Origin of the sequence: Arsukibacterium sp. UBA5043, assembly GCA_002415085.1 — a bacterium.
Taxonomy (GTDB): domain Bacteria; phylum Pseudomonadota; class Gammaproteobacteria; order Enterobacterales; family Alteromonadaceae; genus Alishewanella.
In genome coordinates this window covers 94,689-111,838 of sequence record DIBV01000009.1, presented here as the reverse complement: position 1 = coordinate 111,838, position 17,150 = coordinate 94,689, and the positions used below count along the sequence as shown (strand labels likewise).

General features: G+C 43.6%; 18 protein-coding genes. 7 read left to right on the top strand and 11 right to left on the bottom strand.

Going from position 1 to position 17,150, the window contains the following annotated elements:
• The 4 genes from B2Q61_RS10280 to B2Q61_RS10265 all read right to left on the bottom strand — a co-directional run.
• A partial coding sequence (locus tag B2Q61_RS10280) for a DUF3800 domain-containing protein (protein ID WP_290622805.1) occupies positions 1-1,021 on the bottom strand: 1,021 nt, incomplete at its 3' end.
• Positions 1,022-1,103: 82 nt separating this feature from the next.
• On the bottom strand, positions 1,104-1,418 hold the full coding sequence (locus B2Q61_RS10275; RefSeq protein ID WP_290619789.1) for a hypothetical protein: 315 nt from the start codon (positions 1,416-1,418) through the stop codon (positions 1,104-1,106).
• 101 nt (positions 1,419-1,519) lie between these two features.
• Entirely contained in the window at positions 1,520-3,115 is a 1,596-nt protein-coding gene (locus tag B2Q61_RS10270) for a hypothetical protein (RefSeq protein ID WP_290619787.1), read from the bottom strand.
• The gene (locus tag B2Q61_RS10265; RefSeq protein WP_290619785.1) at positions 3,108-6,647 is read right to left on the bottom strand and encodes a hypothetical protein; all 3,540 of its coding nucleotides are present in this window, start codon (positions 6,645-6,647) and stop codon (positions 3,108-3,110) included. The genes B2Q61_RS10270 and B2Q61_RS10265 overlap by 8 nt, the downstream gene beginning before the upstream one ends.
• A gap of 314 nt (positions 6,648-6,961) precedes the next feature.
• Here B2Q61_RS10265 and B2Q61_RS10260 point away from each other — a divergent pair, with 314 nt between their 5' ends.
• Entirely contained in the window at positions 6,962-7,495 is a 534-nt protein-coding gene (locus tag B2Q61_RS10260; protein WP_290619783.1) for a hypothetical protein, read from the top strand.
• A gap of 49 nt (positions 7,496-7,544) precedes the next feature.
• Here B2Q61_RS10260 and B2Q61_RS10255 read toward each other — a convergent pair whose 3' ends face one another.
• Complete coding sequence (locus B2Q61_RS10255) at positions 7,545-7,811, bottom strand: helix-turn-helix domain-containing protein (protein ID WP_290619781.1); 267 nt, start codon at positions 7,809-7,811, stop codon at positions 7,545-7,547.
• 116 nt (positions 7,812-7,927) lie between these two features.
• On the opposite strand from B2Q61_RS10255, the gene B2Q61_RS10250 reads away from it, so the two are divergent.
• Both B2Q61_RS10250 and B2Q61_RS10245 read left to right on the top strand, forming a co-directional pair.
• On the top strand, positions 7,928-8,722 hold the full coding sequence (locus B2Q61_RS10250; RefSeq protein ID WP_290619779.1) for a hypothetical protein: 795 nt from the start codon (positions 7,928-7,930) through the stop codon (positions 8,720-8,722).
• 38 nt (positions 8,723-8,760) lie between these two features.
• Positions 8,761-8,967: a hypothetical protein gene (locus B2Q61_RS10245; RefSeq protein ID WP_290619777.1), complete on the top strand. Its 207-nt coding sequence runs from the start codon at positions 8,761-8,763 to the stop codon at positions 8,965-8,967.
• A 38-nt stretch (positions 8,968-9,005) separates the two neighbouring features.
• On the opposite strand, the gene B2Q61_RS10240 is transcribed toward B2Q61_RS10245, so the two are convergent.
• The 4 genes from B2Q61_RS10240 to B2Q61_RS10225 all read right to left on the bottom strand — a co-directional run bounded on the left by B2Q61_RS10240 (position 9,006) and on the right by B2Q61_RS10225 (position 12,238).
• Entirely contained in the window at positions 9,006-9,437 is a 432-nt protein-coding gene (locus B2Q61_RS10240; protein ID WP_290619775.1) for an ATP cone domain-containing protein, read from the bottom strand.
• Positions 9,438-10,215: 778 nt separating this feature from the next.
• Complete coding sequence (locus tag B2Q61_RS10235; RefSeq protein WP_290619773.1) at positions 10,216-10,875, bottom strand: biosynthetic peptidoglycan transglycosylase; 660 nt, start codon at positions 10,873-10,875, stop codon at positions 10,216-10,218.
• Positions 10,872-11,378: a hypothetical protein gene (locus B2Q61_RS10230; protein ID WP_290619771.1), complete on the bottom strand. Its 507-nt coding sequence runs from the start codon at positions 11,376-11,378 to the stop codon at positions 10,872-10,874. Before B2Q61_RS10230 ends, B2Q61_RS10235 begins: the two co-directional genes overlap by 4 nt.
• 125 nt (positions 11,379-11,503) lie before the next feature.
• Complete coding sequence (locus tag B2Q61_RS10225) at positions 11,504-12,238, bottom strand: NYN domain-containing protein (RefSeq protein WP_290619770.1); 735 nt, start codon at positions 12,236-12,238, stop codon at positions 11,504-11,506.
• A 238-nt stretch (positions 12,239-12,476) separates the two neighbouring features.
• Between B2Q61_RS10225 and B2Q61_RS10220 the strand changes: the two genes are divergently transcribed.
• Both B2Q61_RS10220 and B2Q61_RS10215 read left to right on the top strand, forming a co-directional pair.
• Positions 12,477-13,667, top strand: coding sequence for a hypothetical protein (locus tag B2Q61_RS10220; protein WP_290619768.1), 1,191 nt, complete (start codon positions 12,477-12,479; stop codon positions 13,665-13,667).
• On the top strand, positions 13,667-14,497 hold the full coding sequence (locus B2Q61_RS10215) for a hypothetical protein (protein ID WP_290619766.1): 831 nt from the start codon (positions 13,667-13,669) through the stop codon (positions 14,495-14,497). The genes B2Q61_RS10220 and B2Q61_RS10215 overlap by 1 nt, the downstream gene beginning before the upstream one ends.
• Positions 14,498-14,511: 14 nt before the next feature.
• Here B2Q61_RS10215 and B2Q61_RS10210 read toward each other — a convergent pair whose 3' ends face one another.
• Both B2Q61_RS10210 and B2Q61_RS10205 read right to left on the bottom strand, forming a co-directional pair.
• Positions 14,512-14,889 (bottom strand): hypothetical protein, encoded by a 378-nt coding sequence (locus B2Q61_RS10210; protein WP_290619764.1) that lies wholly within the window; start codon positions 14,887-14,889, stop codon positions 14,512-14,514.
• Positions 14,890-14,963: 74 nt separating this feature from the next.
• The gene (locus B2Q61_RS10205) at positions 14,964-15,350 is read right to left on the bottom strand and encodes a hypothetical protein (RefSeq protein WP_290619762.1); all 387 of its coding nucleotides are present in this window, start codon (positions 15,348-15,350) and stop codon (positions 14,964-14,966) included.
• Between the two features lie 618 nt (positions 15,351-15,968).
• Here B2Q61_RS10205 and B2Q61_RS10200 point away from each other — a divergent pair.
• The gene (locus B2Q61_RS10200) at positions 15,969-16,193 is read left to right on the top strand and encodes a hypothetical protein (protein WP_290619760.1); all 225 of its coding nucleotides are present in this window, start codon (positions 15,969-15,971) and stop codon (positions 16,191-16,193) included.
• Positions 16,186-17,067, top strand: a complete 882-nt coding sequence (locus B2Q61_RS10195) for a hypothetical protein (protein ID WP_290619758.1) — start codon at positions 16,186-16,188, stop codon at positions 17,065-17,067. The genes B2Q61_RS10200 and B2Q61_RS10195 overlap by 8 nt, the downstream gene beginning before the upstream one ends.
• Positions 17,068-17,150: the final 83 nt, after the last annotated feature.

Here is a 17,150-nt window from a genome sequence, read left to right as displayed (position 1 = left end):
GTTTTACATTGCCGGTGACAAGACTTAAGTTATGCAGCTGAACTTGAGAAAAATTCTCCTTTTTTTCCCGTAAAACAGGAAGCGTATGTTCACTAATAAAACCAAAGTGCCTCCCTATAAGCCCTGCTATCACGTCAGAGATCTGGACGCCTAAACTCTCCTTAGAATCTATAAATTTATAATTCAGTTTGTTTGCTCCGTCACGAAGTTCCAAGTTAGCTAGAATCTTCTCTACATATGTTTCTTTATCAAATGTATGCGATGCGTTTTTGAACAGATAGGTGCAGTGTAAAAAGTGAACAGAAAAATCTCCAATCAGTTCGCCAGGCTCGTTGTCGTGCAAAAATTGAAGCTCTAATCCTGTATAACGTGAAGCCTGAGAAATCGTTTGTTTTAGAATAGTGGTTGCTAGACTTCGATCTTCCACCTCTTGATCATCTAGGAAATTAGAAATCTCGTCAAGAAATGAGGAAACCTGAGACCGCTCTATATTTGGATATGCGTAGCTCACCAACAACCTTAGAAATTCAGAAGGGTTTTGCCTGACAAAATAATAAAGTTCTGACTTAAGTTCATGATGAAAAGCTGCTATCCGCAGTGGGTCTCCAGGCATGAGTGATTCAATGATATCAAGAATTGACCAATACAGAATATCAAGAATAGAATAATGAATGTAAATATTATTATCTAACAGCCAGCTCAAGAGCACAGAGACCTTTTCAGACCCCAATGCATCTTCGTAGCTGCTGCCAGCTAGATGTTTGTACTTTATCTCTTTAGCAGATTTTTGGATACTCAATAAATGCCGGAGAGTTTCTTCACTCGACTCAGGAAGCCCACCATTTCGAATGGCAATGCCCGCAATAACAAATGGGCTTATTGATGCATTGAGACCTACTTCCGTTAGCGTCAATCGTCTTATGTTATTAGTCTCATCGTAATACAACTGTATTTTCTCATCCCAATTACGAAGAGTAGGAAGTCCACTTCTTAATCCATCGACTTGTAATACGTTAGCCATAAAATCAATTCCTTTTTACGATCAAGAAAACATTCAGAGATTGCTCTACAAGCCCTGCCGACTTTTATGCCAATTAGTCTTATCAGGACTTGCGCCAGTCAAATAACTTTAGCTCGAACATAAGCCTTTCCATAACCAACTGCATGGTATGTTCTTGAATTGCTTTTTTAAGCTTGTTCATCTCAGCAGTAACTCCCCGAACTACATCTTCAGGCATTGATGGCATCATGATCTGATATTCAAATTGAAATTTTTGGAAGGTTGGTTTGAATTGCTTCAGAAATTCGTCCACCTGTTGTTTTGTTGCCCCCGCTTGAGTTGCAGGCTCCATAAACCCAGCAACAACGATATCCCATATTTTTTTTTGATTAGTTGGAAATTGCACTACGTTACTCATTAGTTACTCCTAATGCTTGGCTATCTGGCGTTTTGAAAGCCAGTTTTTGAAAGACCAGCTACTGTCGATAGACGGTTGCTAAAAAACGACAATCAACTTCGCTACCGCTTTAAGTCTGATAGCAGACTCCCTACTCGGTAGTAACCGCTTTCACGATACTTAATTGACCCTGACATCATAAACAACGAAAGCGTGCTACCAATTACCTGTTTTCTCAAAACGAGATGACGCATAGACTCATCTGAAAACTTCCGGTGAACCTTAAACTCAATTTCCAAATATGCTGGATGCAATCCAAATTCTCTCGATAATTCTGAAAACACCTCGGTAGTATCAATCAACGTGTTGATCGGTATGTCATCAATGATTTTTGCCAACTTAGCGATTAGCAACACATGCCAAGTATCGAACATCCAGAGATGTGGATGTTTTCTATGCTCTTTGATCAGCCTTGGTATAGACGGATTCTTCTTACTTGCTGAAGGTGTGAATAAATTATTGTTTATCAGCCACCTCTTCCAAATACCGTACCCATGGTGAAAGTAAGAGTCCTGATTGTCGGCATATTGCTTAGCAAGCACACTTACATTTTCGATGTATTGTCTTGCTGCTCTTAGCTGCACCAGTTCTTGGCTACACTGCTCTTGAAATTCATGCATTTTTTCAGCTCTGAGCTGATTTAACCTGGGATTACTCAACCAATGCCATGTTGATACGGTTCTATTACCTTGTGCAGGGATTCGAACAATAACAGCATCCTTAATGGCTTTAACCTCGTCAGGAATTTCAGGCGTATACAAGTATGCTGCCCATATCCGTCTGCTGCCTTGTGAATTAGACACGATACCTTTTAGCAATAAGTACTCCTCCTGTTCACTGTCGATTTCCAATGACGATAGTTTGAACTCCTGACGCGTGAACAATCTTATCTCTTCTTTGAAAAACACCCCTTCCAGCATGCATTCGAACTGTTCATCTATTGAGGGAAGCATCAAGTAACAACCTGCAATAAGCTTGTTTGCAGACTTAGCTGCGCTTCGTTTCTGTCTCAACAGTTCTTTTTTTCTTTCAGCTTCTTTTTCTTTCAAATAACTTTCTATTAACTGACCTTGAGACCATCCGTAAATCCATTCGTATGGCACGGTGTTATTGGCTAGCATGGCCATAGTTTGCTTAAGTTCTGCGTCAATGAATGACGACAAATCATATTCAAGCGAAGGTCGCTTCGAGCCAGTTAAAAACTCGGACTTTTCGTCAGAACACTTGCTGGTCACGAGAATTTCGATAATGACCGGCCCGACTTCGGTATGCAGAAGTACGTCAACCCTGAATTTATCAATCGATGCTTCTAGCTCTACACTTTGTACTGCTACCGTTTTGGGTAAAGTTTCCAAAGTACAACCGTCATACCGGAATACATGCTTAGGCAAGGTAAAAGATTTAAGTGGTAGGAAGTAATGTTGTGCTGCTAAGTGCAGCTGTGACATCAAACACGTTCTGCCCTCGACTCTAGTCCGGTGTGCGAAGTGGTTAGACATATCTATGCAATTATTTTTAGCGCTTAACTGATCGGCACAGTCAGGGTTTGGGCATATACAACCGCATTTAAAACCGTTGGGGACGTTATCAACGTGAACTACTTTCTTTTTTCTACCGTTCTTTTGAATCCCTAATACAAGCATGGTGATATTACTCATCCATCCTGTCATTATTATCGTTTAGAATTTGATCCGCTTCGCGATCGTAGCTGTTCGCCAAACCTTTCAATGTAACTGCAAATCGCTGAAATCCAGCGTTCTCTATTTCTTCGGCTTTATTTCGGAACTGTTCAGCCAGCTCTCTCTCCGGGCTTGCGGTTGGATCAATGATATGAGCTCCTCGAGAGTTATATGTTCCAGTCCGGTAACCATCCCGCATTTCTTCTACTTCACGCTCATTCAATGCGGCAGCGACAACGCGGCGTATCCATAAGCCGTCTGGATCGGCTGGGGCGTGAATCAATACTTCGCCAACATTGATGAGTGTAACTTCTAGGTGGCCGGAATTAGTTGAGATTTCCTTTACCTTTTGAAGCCACTCCATAAAACACCTTTCGCTAAACGTTCCATCTCGCTGTGTCCCAGGTGGCGTCTTCCATTCGTTAAGTAGTCGCCAAGCATTTGTTGCAAGTGCTTTTGCCCCCTCATTAGGCTCTCTCGACGATTGATCTTCTTTCTTAGAACGATAGATCAATCGAATTACTTCACAAAAGAATTCAGGATCATTGGCCAGCCGGCTTTCAAGGAGTATTGGCGCTGCACCTGTATGACGGTCGAGCAAGGGAACATAGGCCCACTCGACCTTAAACAAGTCGTCTTGGTTCACTGCTAGGTCTGTCTGAAGAAATTTTATCAGTTCGACGATGTGATACACGTCCATCGCATAGCTGGGCTCATTGGAGGAAAGTGCTGCAAGCAAGGCTCGGACACATTGATTACTATCGATGGCCTTATTATCATGACGCATCATGTCCAAACAGTTTATTGCTGCGTGTGGCCTACCATGCTCAATAAGTTTCTCAATCGCAATCGAAAGATCACCATCGGCATGATAAGCATTTGCGTCGGTGCGGGTCCAGTATTCACTCTCATTCGTCTTAAGCCACCCTGACGCACGGCTCCATGTTTCCGTAGTAAACGGCAAACAAGCAAGGAATTGACCTATCTGCCTCTGCGTCCAACCTGATTTATCGAGGTTGTCGCACCACTCCCATCCGTTGATATGATAACGCCTCCAGATAAAACTGCTAACAAAGGACTTACGCTTGTTGTCCTCTGAATCTAGAAAATGAGGCAAGAGAGTACGTTCAAACACGTCATCGGTAATTATACCAAGCGCATGCCCTACCTGCCTGGATGAAGAAACGGAATCGGCAAATCGAATTACACCTTCGACACCATCTTGGCGAAAGACTTCCGAGATGGCGGCTTCGCGTCGGGTGTCTAGTTTCTTTCGCTGCTCTGCCCAATTTCCATTCTCTTCATAGAGATCAGAGTCCCGGTCTGTAAAAAGATGCTGATATAAATTAAATGGGTTATTGGGGGCGAGTTGCTCGGCAACCTGTTCGATACGCGTAATCAGCTCATCAGGCAATGCCCATTTCGCTTCAGAGAACCTTCTGTGTTTGTTTGTGAATTTCGTGAGATGGTCCCAAATTGAAAGTCGTTGCTCTTCCGGGAGTTTTAAAATCGGTTGGGAGGCGAGAGTCTGGAGAAGCTCGTCAAAAGCAGTTCCCGGCAAGTTATCAAAATGGTCAATTAACGTTGAAAGCCGAGCGGTATCATGGTCTGCCGCAGCCACTGCAAGTTCAGCATAAAAAGATGCCTGTTGCCAGTATTCCTGATGTGTAACACCTTTTTCCCAATCTTCGGGGATAATCTTGCGCCAGCTGGGTTTGTGTGATCCGGATGAGGTCTGATGCTGACCGGGAAGTAGCCTGATGATCAGACTCCACGCGATATCGGGCCATTCCTGAAGGAGCGTTCGTACAGCCACCTTGCGCTTATCAACAGGTGCAAGTGTTTGAGGCAGCCAAGGCAACAATATGGTTGTAAGAGAATTGGATGGACGATTGGCCCATTGGCCTCCGGGGTCATGGCTGGCAAGTTCACCAAGCGCAACACAGACACGAACTAGGTATTGTTCATCCCAAGCCAGCCCCTCCAATGCCCAGAGTAGACCTGTTAAATAATTTCCGCCGGTGAAGCCGCTACCTTCCTGAGAAAAAAGCTCATCAAAAGGACAGGGTATCAGGGGCATAGCCTTCTCAACCGCATCAAGAAATTCTGATGGTGCAGCTTCGGCCAATGTGGGTAGCAAACTATTCAGGCTACCCCACAAAACCCAGTTGGCATCTGTCAGAAGTTCACGTACCACCAATATGCAAGTGGTTTCCGCTTTCCCATGAGAGCAGTTAATGCACAGCTCCGGACGACTTCCCAGAATAGCTAAACCATCAGCAATACCTTTTCTCAACACTTGGGAACATTTCAACACCTTGCCTTGAATGCTTGCCATGTATCGCTCTTCGACAGACAGTTCGAAAGCAGGGTCTGGTTCTTTAAGTCTTTCAACAGCGAGCAACCTAAAGGTATCGAGATTCTGATCAAGGATGCGAGATCCCAGCAGATTCCAAAGCTCTGCTCGATTAACAACTTTCCAAATACCATTTTTGAGAGACAATGGGCTATCAGGTAAGTGTAATAATTCCCGCGCCTTCTTTAACCATTCGTCGTAACTGATATCAAGCAATTGGGTTATCATTTCAAGGTCGGATTGGCTCTTGTCTTGCCACGAACCAATTAAGACAGCTAAAGCAAGGTAGGTGGCATCGGGGTGATGAGACCAGTCCGTGCTGTGTTCATGAGGCAGTGCAAAATTACTTGGCATTTCACTGATAGGCTTGGCAACGAAGACACTCGTCAATTCATCTGGGAAGTCGTTTTTAGTGATGCAACCTGCATGATGATTTCGATTGTTGGAGAACTCCAAAATTCGACTCCATACCAACCGTGAAGACTCTGGTTTAAATTGTGAGATATGAGAGTTTATGAGTGATATTACAACTCCCTCTTCTTCGCCCAAGTCATATCCTAATAGGTAAAAGTGGGTAAGAAATTTGTGAAAAACGTCATCAGTTAGCTCGATGCCGTTATTTGCAACTTTCAAATGGTCACGGATGACGTTTAGTTTCTGGCGTTTTACATTCGAACTAAATTTTGCAGTTGCAATATTCCTAAAGAATCTTTCTGGGTCACTTTGATTCGATCTGGCATGATTTAAGATCCAAACTACTTCAGTGTCAGTTTGAGCAAGTGGTCCTGTGATCAGAGCAATGATATCTTTGTTTTTACTAAAAACATTTGGGTTATTAAAGTCATTCCAAGCGGCCTGTATCACTTCTCCAAAAATGGTGCTGCCCTGTGTAATAGCGATCGAATGTTTGACCTGCCCAAGAAGTTTTCGTCGCTCTTTGCTGGTCACATTTTCAACAATAACAATGAGGTCGTCTGTATCATAGTCGTCAATCTTGCCCTGAAGTTTGATTTCCACAATGGGCCAGCATGGTAGACAGGGAGCGTGCCCACCAGTAAGCATTAGTGCTACAAAAGACGCCTGGACATGAGCTTCAAAATGGACACCGCCTCCGCCGGTGGAGAATGGATTGCTCAATTCCTTCTTCTTTGCCATCTGCGTCCTCACTTGGGTTTAAATACCTAACATTTGTACATTACGTATGCTCGCCTAGCATATAAGATAGTTGAGATTTTAAGATACTTTTTTTGAGTTTGTATCGAGCGAGGTGCGCACATTAGCACAGCGTTAAGGTGTAGAAAACGTAAACCACCGACACTGTAAACACTACTCTCAAACCTAAGTAATATCACCAAGCTCGAGTAACCTCTCTAATCCTTTGCCTGGATCGCTATCTTTAATTTATTGTTTTTATTGATCATATCATAGACAATATTAAGAAAGTTATCAGTAAACCTTGGGAGTTTTTCATGAACGACATTGTTTTAACATTAGTTGGTAGTGTTATCACTGTATTAGCAGGCTTCACTTGGTACAAACTATCGAGATTAAATGTGTTAAGAGATAGAGAGCAAGATGAAAGGAAGAAACAAGATGATAGAATGGCAGACAGAGTATTAGCCCATGTCAATAGCCTTAAAAAACACAAAGAATTTTTGATATCAACAAAAAATGAGTTTGACTCTAATTTCATTGTTCAGACTCTAGAATCACGCAACCCACGGGACCATTTGATATCAAGACTAGTACCGATTAAAGCAGGTATTAGTTCCTTGACAGTTTTCGCCGAGCAAGATGCTCCAAAGCTTGTCGAAGAGCTCAGCCTCTTAACCAAATATGTCAAAGAAGTAGAAACATATATGTCAGACGCAATTACTCAGAAAGAATGTGAACAACACAATTCTAACCTAGGAGAGCTTCGCGGAGCTGTATGGAATTGCTCCCAAAAATGCCACAGCTTGAAAGTTGATATTGATAGTTTACTGTTAAAATCTAGAGCATAACTTTACTAATATCAGCTTTATATTTTGGTATAATTTGGCATGCCAAATTTCAACTGTCACTCTTTGCCAGTATCAATTCTGCCAGATCATCTTCTATGCAAAACAAGTAGGCCGTAGGCACCTGCAAAACCTTAGCCAGCGCTATAACGGTTTTAAATTCCGGCGCATGCACTCCCCGCTCGTACTGGTTCATTCGCGCAGACGCGACAAAACGGTCCATCCCGGCAAGTATGCCGAGCTGCTTTTGCGACAAGCCACGCAGAAGGCGGGCTTGTTTCAGGCGCTTTGGTAAGGGCGAACCGTCAGTATTATTCACAGTGTGAGATATTGGCTATTGAAAACTAAGATTTTCTTAGCTTTAATAGCAGCTAGATACTAAGGAATACTTAGCACCCTGAGTTTCAGGCTGGCGAATATTAAAGAAGTGAGAATATGAAAATTTCAGTAATAGCTCTAACCTGTGCTGTAGCCCTTGCTTGTAGTGGCTGCGTTACCGTAACTAACGGCAAAGGTGACAAGAACCAGCTATCGACAAACGGTCTGAACAAGCTGAATTCTAACGAGAGCAATGCAGTAGTCAGCGCTAGCGCACAAGCTTTAGCAATCTGTAATGGCACTGCCCAGCTAAAACTGTTAAAGCAAAACGCTGAATTTCACGATGCTGCTTATGTGGGTTATCACTTGGAGGGCAGCAAGCCAGTTATTTCTTTGGAGAAATTTGTTCAAAGTAAAACTGAGAAGTTTAATGAGTTTGAGCAAGCAAGGCGGCAGCAGGCGTTTGAAACTTATTACAGCGAGAAGCAGTACAAAGACACCTACTACGTGAGCGGGCAGGCAGAGCTGGGCGAGTATGACTTCAATACGCAGTCTTTCCCTCTCACCTTCTTCAATCAGTTTGAAATAACGCTGGATGGCCAAGGCGCGCATATTTACTCAGTTCAAACCGACCGCTTCGACAACGTGGCCGTGCCAGCTGAGCATGCAGAGGCTTACCTGAAAAGAATCACCAAAACACGCACAGGCCGAATTGAGATCGAACCTGAATTGGCCTTAGCACTAAGTGGAACCGGCAGCAGTAAAAGGCGTATCCGCTATTACGCATCGTTTAGTGACGTAGCAAGCCAGGGCAATCAGCTGGTTCTTAACCCAGATACGGTGCTACTTGAAAACACTGCCGGCGATTGCAGCTCGATAATAACGCCGACCAAAGGCCAGTTTATTAATTAACAATTTGGCATGCCAAATTCCCATATAAGGTACAAACTATGTTAGGTAAAGTATTAAAAGTAACAGGCTTAGTAGCGCTTGGAACATTAGATGTTCTTTTATCTGGGTCAGATGACAGCGACAGTGATCAGCTGGACATGCTGGATGACGGTATGGGTAATGTTATTGCTGATGGCGAACATATGAGCCGGTCAGAGGCGGGAGATGCTCAAGATTTGGGTCAGCTCTACGATACCTTTTACTAAATTTCCTGTAATAGGAATTTGGCATGCCAAATTTCACTTTACAAATAAGAGTGGTTTTCGGGAGGGGCTCTCGCAAACTTACTCGTAACTCTTAGTAGTTCTCTGGTATCTAAAGGCTTCCAACAAACTCGCTGACGAGTGCGAGTGTGTGTGTTTAATTTACGGAAAATCAAACCAGTGTGAGGCATTAAAACCCAGACAATGAAATTACATATCGGTACAGGTAGCATTAAACGTTTAAAAAGTAATGCCTCAACTCTTTTAACCAGAGCTGCTATGTCAATGTTTCTTTCATCGTTAATGAATTCAATGTCTTCATTGAAATCTTCGTAAAATATTGAGATTGGAACTTGAGATACAGAAACATCTCTCAGTCCTTCAGCAGCCCATGTTATGACACGATGAATTTTATCGAGATCCAAAGGCTCCCGTCTTCCATCGCGTTTAGTTACATAAAGTCGCTGGCTCATTTGCTTTAGATTTTTATCCTACTTTATTCTGGAAACACTGCTACTTCAGTGAGTCCGGCTTCATTCAGGGGATTGGCACTCCCCTAATTAACATTGGTTTAAGCGAAAATAACTCGATCAAACAGTATAGACTTAGGCATTTTTTGCCCTCTTTTTTAAAATTCTCATAAAGTACATTGAGTTTTCCTAATAAACTTATGCGCTACACACCTCCTTCAAACAGTGGTTTTATCATGCCTGCCAAGCACTTAAAAACTAGAAACAATATTCACTATAACGTCGAAGTGTCGCCACAGCTTCAGTAATATTGGCAAAAATTGCCATATTACCCTGCATAACCAGCAGGACTTGTTCGAAGAGGCAGGTTGAGCTCTTCTCAGCTTCATCCGCTGACTATTCAGTCGTTTCTTAACCCTGAATAATTTACCTTTTTTATTAACATTCTTACGTTTAGGTATCGCCATATCTAATCTCTACGATATGGGGACTACCGAAACCAACTGTTAAACCGCAAGTAGGAACGGTTAACTGATAAGTGGGGACTGTGTTTAACTATTCAAGCTTTGAGGCGTGTATTTATTAACGATTAAACAGTCAGGTTTTCAGGTTGAATACCGCAAATGGATCAATAAATGTTCAATATAGGAGCAACTCGTCGCAATAGGTGTTTTGGCAACTACTCTATGGTGAAATTTAAATGGATAAACATATTCTTTGACAAGGAATTACGAATTACTAGTTCCAGCAAGTATTAAATCCGTATTAGTGGGTTTCGTGATTATCCTTTACGAACATCTTCCGCTACCTCACTAGCATATGAAGTTTTTTTGTCATTTAATGCTACCCGACTCAGCAACAACATACATCGTGATTCCAATTTGTCATGCCACGCAGAACTAGGAATCAACGGTTGAGGATATTTCAATTGTGCAACCATCCGGAGAGCATGTTCGAAGGGAACAATTGACAGATCCTCACCAAATTTAGCCACTAATCCACTTTTACCTATTGAGCTTGAGCCATAAAAAGCAATGGATAGATATGCTGATGCTATTTCGCGCTTGTTAATTCGCCTAACAATCATCAATGCGAGTATTTGTTCACGGATTTTACGGGCAATTGTTTTCTCGTATCTGTTGGTTACAACCCTTACAAACTGCTGTTCAATTGTACTTGCGCCCTGAATTTCCCCCCTGTAAAACCTTACCCATATCGCTCGGAATATCGCAATGGGATCAATACCTGGGTGTTTGGTACTTCGATGATCTTCAGCGATTATTAATGCTTCAACAAAGTAAGAGGGCACACTTTCACCATACTGACGTGAAATATCAACACACCTTTGAAGATCAGAACTAAAACTCTTAGTTGAAATAAATTCCGCAAGTAATGAAAATGCAATTTGAGGCGTTGACAATAACCAAAGCAAAAATTTCAAAACATTTCCTTTTGCCACTGTACGCTGCCATCTTGTTCAGCAACCATAGAACTGAAACGCCCCTTCATAGTCCCGTCAGGTTCAAATATAAGATCGTAAAAATTCGTTGATTCACGGCCATGGCCGTCCTCTACAACATGTAAAACAATTCGATCTCTAGTGAAGTAGTTTTTTTGAATGTACCCTTCAACTCGGCCTCTCGTACGATCTTTACCCACAAAAGGCCTTTTTCCTGTAGAAGAATCTTCGTAAAACTTTTCGACCGTGCCCTCAATACGACCGCCTTCGCGCCAAAGCATCGCTACATATCTTAAAACCATTCCTTTATAAGGGTTATAAGCGCTGTTCTCTGTAAGCATCTCAAAATACCAGCGACCTGTGATGTCTGGTAAAGGGAATACTTTTTCTCTCAACCAAAAGAAGAGAAAGGTGAGGAAACCGCCGCCAATTATGGTCGAAAGCAGGCTATTTAGAAAATTTAGTGCGAACTGCTCTTTAGTCATACGCTCTCCTATTTTTCAAAAAAAATAGTTTATAAAAGTTTATCAATGAATCATGCCAGAGACCTAAATTTGATGCTCAATAAAGCTGGTTTTACTCCGCCGGGCCATACTCTTTTTCTCCAGCCTTATTTCGCCACCACAGCTTTAACAGGCTGCTTACTGCGTTTTTTATCCTTAACCCAAAGTACAGAGCCGTTCGTTTTACGCATTTCAAATAGATCGATGGCCATAAACAAGTCACTTAGCTTTTTAAAGCCATAGTTACGCTGATCGAAAGAGGCATGGTTAGAGATATGAGTGCCTATTGGGCCAAGCATCGCCCAGCCCTCTTCGTCCTCGACTGCTTCAATGGCCTGTCGCAGCAAATTAATTAACTTGGTATCGCTTTTAATATTGCTAGTCGCCTTTTGCACCGGTACTGCCAGTGCTTCAGGCTCATCCAGGTAAAGAAAGCGCGAGCAGCTATTAACAAATGCCAGCGGCGCTTTACGCTCGCCAAAGCCGATAACAAACTTTCCATCGGCCAGTGCTCTGGTAACTAAGGGAGTAAAATCACAATCAGAGGAAACCAGACAAATAACGTCAACATTCTTGGTATACAGCACATCCATTACGTCGATAACCAACGCCATATCGGTGGCATTTTTGCCCTTGGTTAAATCGAATTGCTGAATTGGTTGGATGGCAAAGTCGTGCAGAATATCTTCCCACGGCTTTAATTTGGCACTTTTCCAATTACCATAGGCTTTGCGGATGTTAACCACACCATAGCGAGCCAACTCCGACAATACTTTGTCTATTTTACTGGCCGGTGCATTATCGGCATCAATGAAAACAGCGATCTTTTCCTTATCTTTCAAATGCCTTATCCCTAACTGCTTAAAGCTATATGTACCGACTTTAGAGGATTATTGTTAGTGATGCAATAACTGAAAAAGTACCTCTATATGACCAATAAGAAGCTTTTTAGATAAAGCTGTTGGAGATGATATTAAGTTGCCGAATGCCCTACTTTAAATGCAATTTATTTGTAAATATTGAGTTATAAAATAACTTTGTGTATGCTGCCAAAAGTTATGAGATCCAAGGAAGTTAAAGATGAGCTGGATACACACTGGTAAGACGCAGGCGTTTAATTACACTGGCCTGGATAAAAACATGGCACAGGAACATGGCATTCGGCTGCCAGCTCAATACCTTGTCAATAAATGGCAACTGACTCATCAGGCACTGTTAATGCTGGCCAGCCTTAATGACTATGATCAGCAGCAGGTAATGAAAGAGATTGAGTACGTTACCCGTTACCCAAGCACTACCTACTCTACCAAGCACAGCTTAAACCCATTCCGGCGTATCTACCGCACCCGCTATCCGTTTCGTAGTTACCATTATTTAATTGAATACCGCACAGCAGCCAATGGCCAGGTGGTGATTGATGACATACTGTTTGACCAATCGCTGCAAGGTGCTAAAGCCGGCAATGCGGCGGCAGAGCGCACCATGCTTTATCAGGTTAAGCGTAAAAACCCAAGTAACTACACCGGCCCAGCATCGCAAGGCGATATTAATAGTTTGCAAGATGCCTGGGATGAAGGAAAGCCTGTGCATCAGGTAATTACCGAACATGCTGCTGTGAATGGCATGCAGAACGATCAGCGAAAAGCTGCCTGGTTGATGGGAGCGCATGCTCATGCTGCCTATCAGAGCGACGGTATTAGCGCGTATACCCTGTTTCATAATCCAAGCGATGGCTGGAAGCTGGATCTGGCTGAGTGCATATTTGACAAAGCCAGTCGTTCCAAATCACATAACGCCCAGCATTTGGCCGCGGTACTTGCGCAGGTACAACAGCAGGGCAAGAGCGTAAAATGGGTAGTACACAGTCAAGGAGCAATAGTGTTTAATGCGGCCTTGCTGCATTACCGTCGGCATTACGGCGGCCAATTACACCGGCAACAGTTAACTATTCATGGCAGTGGCGCAAACGTTAGTAAATTAACGCAAATTGCCAACGGGCTAGGTGTTAAGATCGTCGCTGCAAGAAACAACCCGTTTGATGTAGTGCCAAACTTAGCCGGTGGCAACGATTTGTCAGCCAGCAGCTTATGCCGTAGCATTAAATTCTGTGGCCTGGTATTTGGTAAAGACTCCGAACCGGGCGTAAGCCCACACACGTTGCCATACTTGGGCATAGAGACATATAAACAACAGCTGTTAATGTTTGGTCAGCATAAAAAGGCTGATCAGGTGCAAAAATACATTAATAAACATGCGGGAAAGGTAAGCTAATGCAGCCTCTTAAAAACTGGTGGCAGGGATTCGCTGGTGGGCCCGATTTCAACCGCCTGCAAAAGCTCAGCTTTTTGCTGGAAGAGTATTCTGTCCAGCTCACAATGCCTTACTCCAATATTGGCTCTGCCGAGCCACCAAAGCAGGTTAATTACCCGTTTCGCTCTAATGGCTGGTTTGAGCAAAACCAACAGCAGAAAGACCAGCATAAGTTCGTGCCATTGCATACCGAGGGTTGGTGTTACTTAGCCCCCCTACTACGTTTTGATGGCGGCGAGTACGGCTGGTTGTGGTTAAACGTCTGGTTAAAGAAAGTGCCAGAGGGTATTGATGCGCTTAACCGCCAAGCTTTAGCCCTGCATGTTATTAACGAGCATGATCAGCATTACAACTCTGCTGCAATTGATGCAGAAGGCAAAAATGGCCTTGGCCGCAATACCGAAATTGAGCGAGAACTAAAAGAATATGCAGAGCTTCGCGCATCCAGAGGTTCGCCATTCACTGAAGAGCGCTACCGCGATGAGCTACAAGGCCGGATCAACAATTATGGCTATCCGCCGCTGCAGCCGGCAAAGCTGATTACCCTGCAAGGTTTTGAGTGGGTGTTTTATCAGGAAAAATACGACCGGCACCCAACCCGGACAGACTTTTACTGCCTGCCCCTTAGCAGCAAGTTTTACCTGACGATTGGTTTTAAGCATCGTGTTGATAATGCCAGCGAAAAATCCTGGCAGAAAGATGCTGAAAATGCCCAGCAAAAAATTATTAAAACAATCAATATTTCAATGACGCGAGATGTTGCATTACCAAAGTTACAAGTACAGCAATGACGGGTAAATCGAGCTCAGCTGCTGCGGGTGAGTAAAAACCGTATGGTACTTTCATATTCGTAGTCTGCCCTACTATAACCATCATTTTTATAACGCTTTTGCCGGATGGCACTGCGTAATTTCTGGATGTCAGCAGGGCAAAGCGCAGCCACCATAATACCTTCAATATCGACACAAACGCGATCTACCGCATCCAGGTATTCCTGGTCGCGTAGTTCCAGCATGGCTTTTTCCAACGTCAGCGCAGCTTGCAGGAGTTTGACCCGGTTTTTGCCCTTGGTGATTGTGGTATCACTGTTATAAGCACGGCGCGACACGGTAAACACCAGCAGGTACTCGATAACGTATTCCAGATCTTGAACGTCTATTTTGGTTGCTGCTACTCTTGCCATGCTGAAAGCCTAATTACCGTTATTTTAATAACAGATACCCTGCCGTTATTGTGTACTACGCAGACCGTTGGAAACTAATCATCTAAAAAACTAAACGACTGATGCTCTACCTGTTCCCACTCACAAAGTGATATCACCCAGCGGTAGAAATTCATTCGCTTCTCCAAAGGGTAAATGTCCAGGCCCAGCTTTAAAGGCCCATGCTTTTCGGCGAAAGCTTTAAACGTCTCGCTGCTGGGGCACCAGGCGTTGTCGTGCTCATCCAGGAAGGCAAAGTCTAAAAACGGCTGTTGCATGATCTGAAACCACATTTCGTCTTCAGTTTCCACCAACTCAAGCTGCAGCGCAAAGTCAGGGAAATGCTCTTCAATGCCGACCATGTGGGCTGCAAGAACTTTTACAGCCGGAATAAAAGGTCGTAGTTTTGAATTTAGCATCATTGATTCGTATAGTTCTTTCATAATAGGTTTCCTAATTGCTGTTGAAGAATTTGGCATGCCAAATTCGTGTCAGAGAGAGTCTATAAGAGCTGGCCATCGCATTTCAGTGAAAAGCTACCCCCAAATTTCATAGGTTTTCTCTCGGTACAATTAGCAAAGCCACAAGCAAGAAATTTGGCATGCCAAATTCCCAAAACCACAACAAAAGATTTAAGGTAGGCATCATGAGCAAGTGCCTCCCTTTTTTGACTGGCTGCGCCAGACGCTGTGTACAACGCTCATTAGCATGGCTGTACACAGCGTCTGGCGCAGCATAGAGCCTTTACACGCAGATTTTTAATTGCAGATTGCAACGAAAATCCAAAGCGGCTAGACTTTAAGCGTAACTCGGGCTTACGCCCAACATCAAAAAAGGCGCTTCTGGCTGCCTGCAACATGTCACCCATCAGGGCAATCACGTAAATCCTCCTATTTTAACGCGTTTAACTGCTGCGTTTTCCCTATGCATTTTCGGCGAGATCAGTCCGGCCGGTTTATCTGAACGAACGGGGCGAATAGGCTTAATTGCCGCTGAACTGGAGCAATCCAGTCAGTTAGTTCTTACAACTTTACAACCCTATTCCCTGACAGGTATTTGCAATGACTAAATTTGATGTTGAAACTGAACTGGCCAAGTTAAAAGCTGAAACCCGAGAACTCCGGCAAAAGCGGTTTAAAAACTCAAGGCTAAATTTTTATCATGGCGAACTGGTAAAAATGCGTATTAAAGGCGCAACTGTTGCCGAATTGCAGCGCTGGCTTAAAGTAAAACGCATCTCGGTAGCCTGGACTACCGTTAAACGCTGGTTAGATAACCATGGCTAAATTCGCCAAGCCTGCCAAACAAGCTGCAGCTGTGATGAAACAGCTGCAAGGCGATATTATTAAATCAGTCGGCTCAGTGCGTAACTATGAGCAGGCGTTAACCACTGTTGCCGACTACTGCCAACAGATGAAGCTACCCAGCTTAAGGGGAATGTCGATAGACGATGCGATTACCTACCTGGAGCTACGCGGCCAGATTGTTGGGCAGAAAATGCTGGATCTGGAACGCCAAGCGCTGCAAATAATGCTCCATCATGTTAGTAAGGCTTTACCAGAAAATTCTCGCCTACCGGTTATTAGATCTGAACAGCAACAAGTCTTAAAGTCCCGCGCTTACTCTGAGCGGCAAGTAGAGATAGTTGCAGGCAAACAATTTACGTCGAATTCACTGGCTACTCAGCTTAGCTATGCTGCTGGTTTACGTGCACACGAACTGCTAACACTGGCCCGTTGTAATGAACGGTCGGCAGATAAGCGCCCAGCCAACGAATACAAATGGGCCGGACGTGATGGTGTTTTATATACGGTGCAAGGTAAAGGTGGCCTGATCCGCCAGGTACTCTTGCCGACCAAACTAGCTGAAGAGTTGGAGTTACACCGCAGATCACAGCCTATTACTGTGCGCGACCGGGAGATTAACTACCTAAGCAGGTATAACGTTGCCGGCGGCCAGCGTTGGTCGAATTCATTCAGTGCGGCATCTAAGCGAGCTTTAGGCTGGTCACGCGGCGCTCATGGTTTACGTCATAGCTATGCCCAGCAGCGGATGTATGAACTGCAAATGCAGGGTCTTGTAAGAACTGTAGCGCTGGAAACCGTTTCACAGGAAATGGGGCATTTCAGGCCAGAGATTACTGAGACGTACTTACGATAGGAATTTGGCATGCCAAATTCCTATCTAAGGTACTAAAATCAGTCTTTTATGCTAAATGAGCGATTACGTTATTTTGTTAGTGC

Excerpts from the sequence above, each read along its gene's own strand:
- B2Q61_RS10275 (WP_290619789.1), bottom strand. The coding sequence starts at position 1,418 with ATGAGTAACGTAGTGCAATTTCCAACTAATCAAAAAAAAATATGGGAT.
- B2Q61_RS10270 (WP_290619787.1), bottom strand. The coding sequence starts at position 3,115 with ATGAGTAATATCACCATGCTTGTATTAGGGATTCAAAAGAACGGTAGA.
- B2Q61_RS10265 (WP_290619785.1), bottom strand. The coding sequence starts at position 6,647 with ATGGCAAAGAAGAAGGAATTGAGCAATCCATTCTCCACCGGCGGAGGC.
- B2Q61_RS10260 (WP_290619783.1), top strand. The coding sequence starts at position 6,962 with ATGAACGACATTGTTTTAACATTAGTTGGTAGTGTTATCACTGTATTA.
- B2Q61_RS10250 (WP_290619779.1), top strand. The coding sequence starts at position 7,928 with ATGAAAATTTCAGTAATAGCTCTAACCTGTGCTGTAGCCCTTGCTTGT.
- B2Q61_RS10245 (WP_290619777.1), top strand. The coding sequence starts at position 8,761 with ATGTTAGGTAAAGTATTAAAAGTAACAGGCTTAGTAGCGCTTGGAACA.
- B2Q61_RS10240 (WP_290619775.1), bottom strand. The coding sequence starts at position 9,437 with ATGAGCCAGCGACTTTATGTAACTAAACGCGATGGAAGACGGGAGCCT.
- B2Q61_RS10230 (WP_290619771.1), bottom strand. The coding sequence starts at position 11,378 with ATGACTAAAGAGCAGTTCGCACTAAATTTTCTAAATAGCCTGCTTTCG.
- B2Q61_RS10220 (WP_290619768.1), top strand. The coding sequence starts at position 12,477 with ATGAGCTGGATACACACTGGTAAGACGCAGGCGTTTAATTACACTGGC.
- B2Q61_RS10215 (WP_290619766.1), top strand. The coding sequence starts at position 13,667 with ATGCAGCCTCTTAAAAACTGGTGGCAGGGATTCGCTGGTGGGCCCGAT.
- B2Q61_RS10210 (WP_290619764.1), bottom strand. The coding sequence starts at position 14,889 with ATGGCAAGAGTAGCAGCAACCAAAATAGACGTTCAAGATCTGGAATAC.
- B2Q61_RS10205 (WP_290619762.1), bottom strand. The coding sequence starts at position 15,350 with ATGAAAGAACTATACGAATCAATGATGCTAAATTCAAAACTACGACCT.
- B2Q61_RS10200 (WP_290619760.1), top strand. The coding sequence starts at position 15,969 with ATGACTAAATTTGATGTTGAAACTGAACTGGCCAAGTTAAAAGCTGAA.
- B2Q61_RS10195 (WP_290619758.1), top strand. The coding sequence starts at position 16,186 with ATGGCTAAATTCGCCAAGCCTGCCAAACAAGCTGCAGCTGTGATGAAA.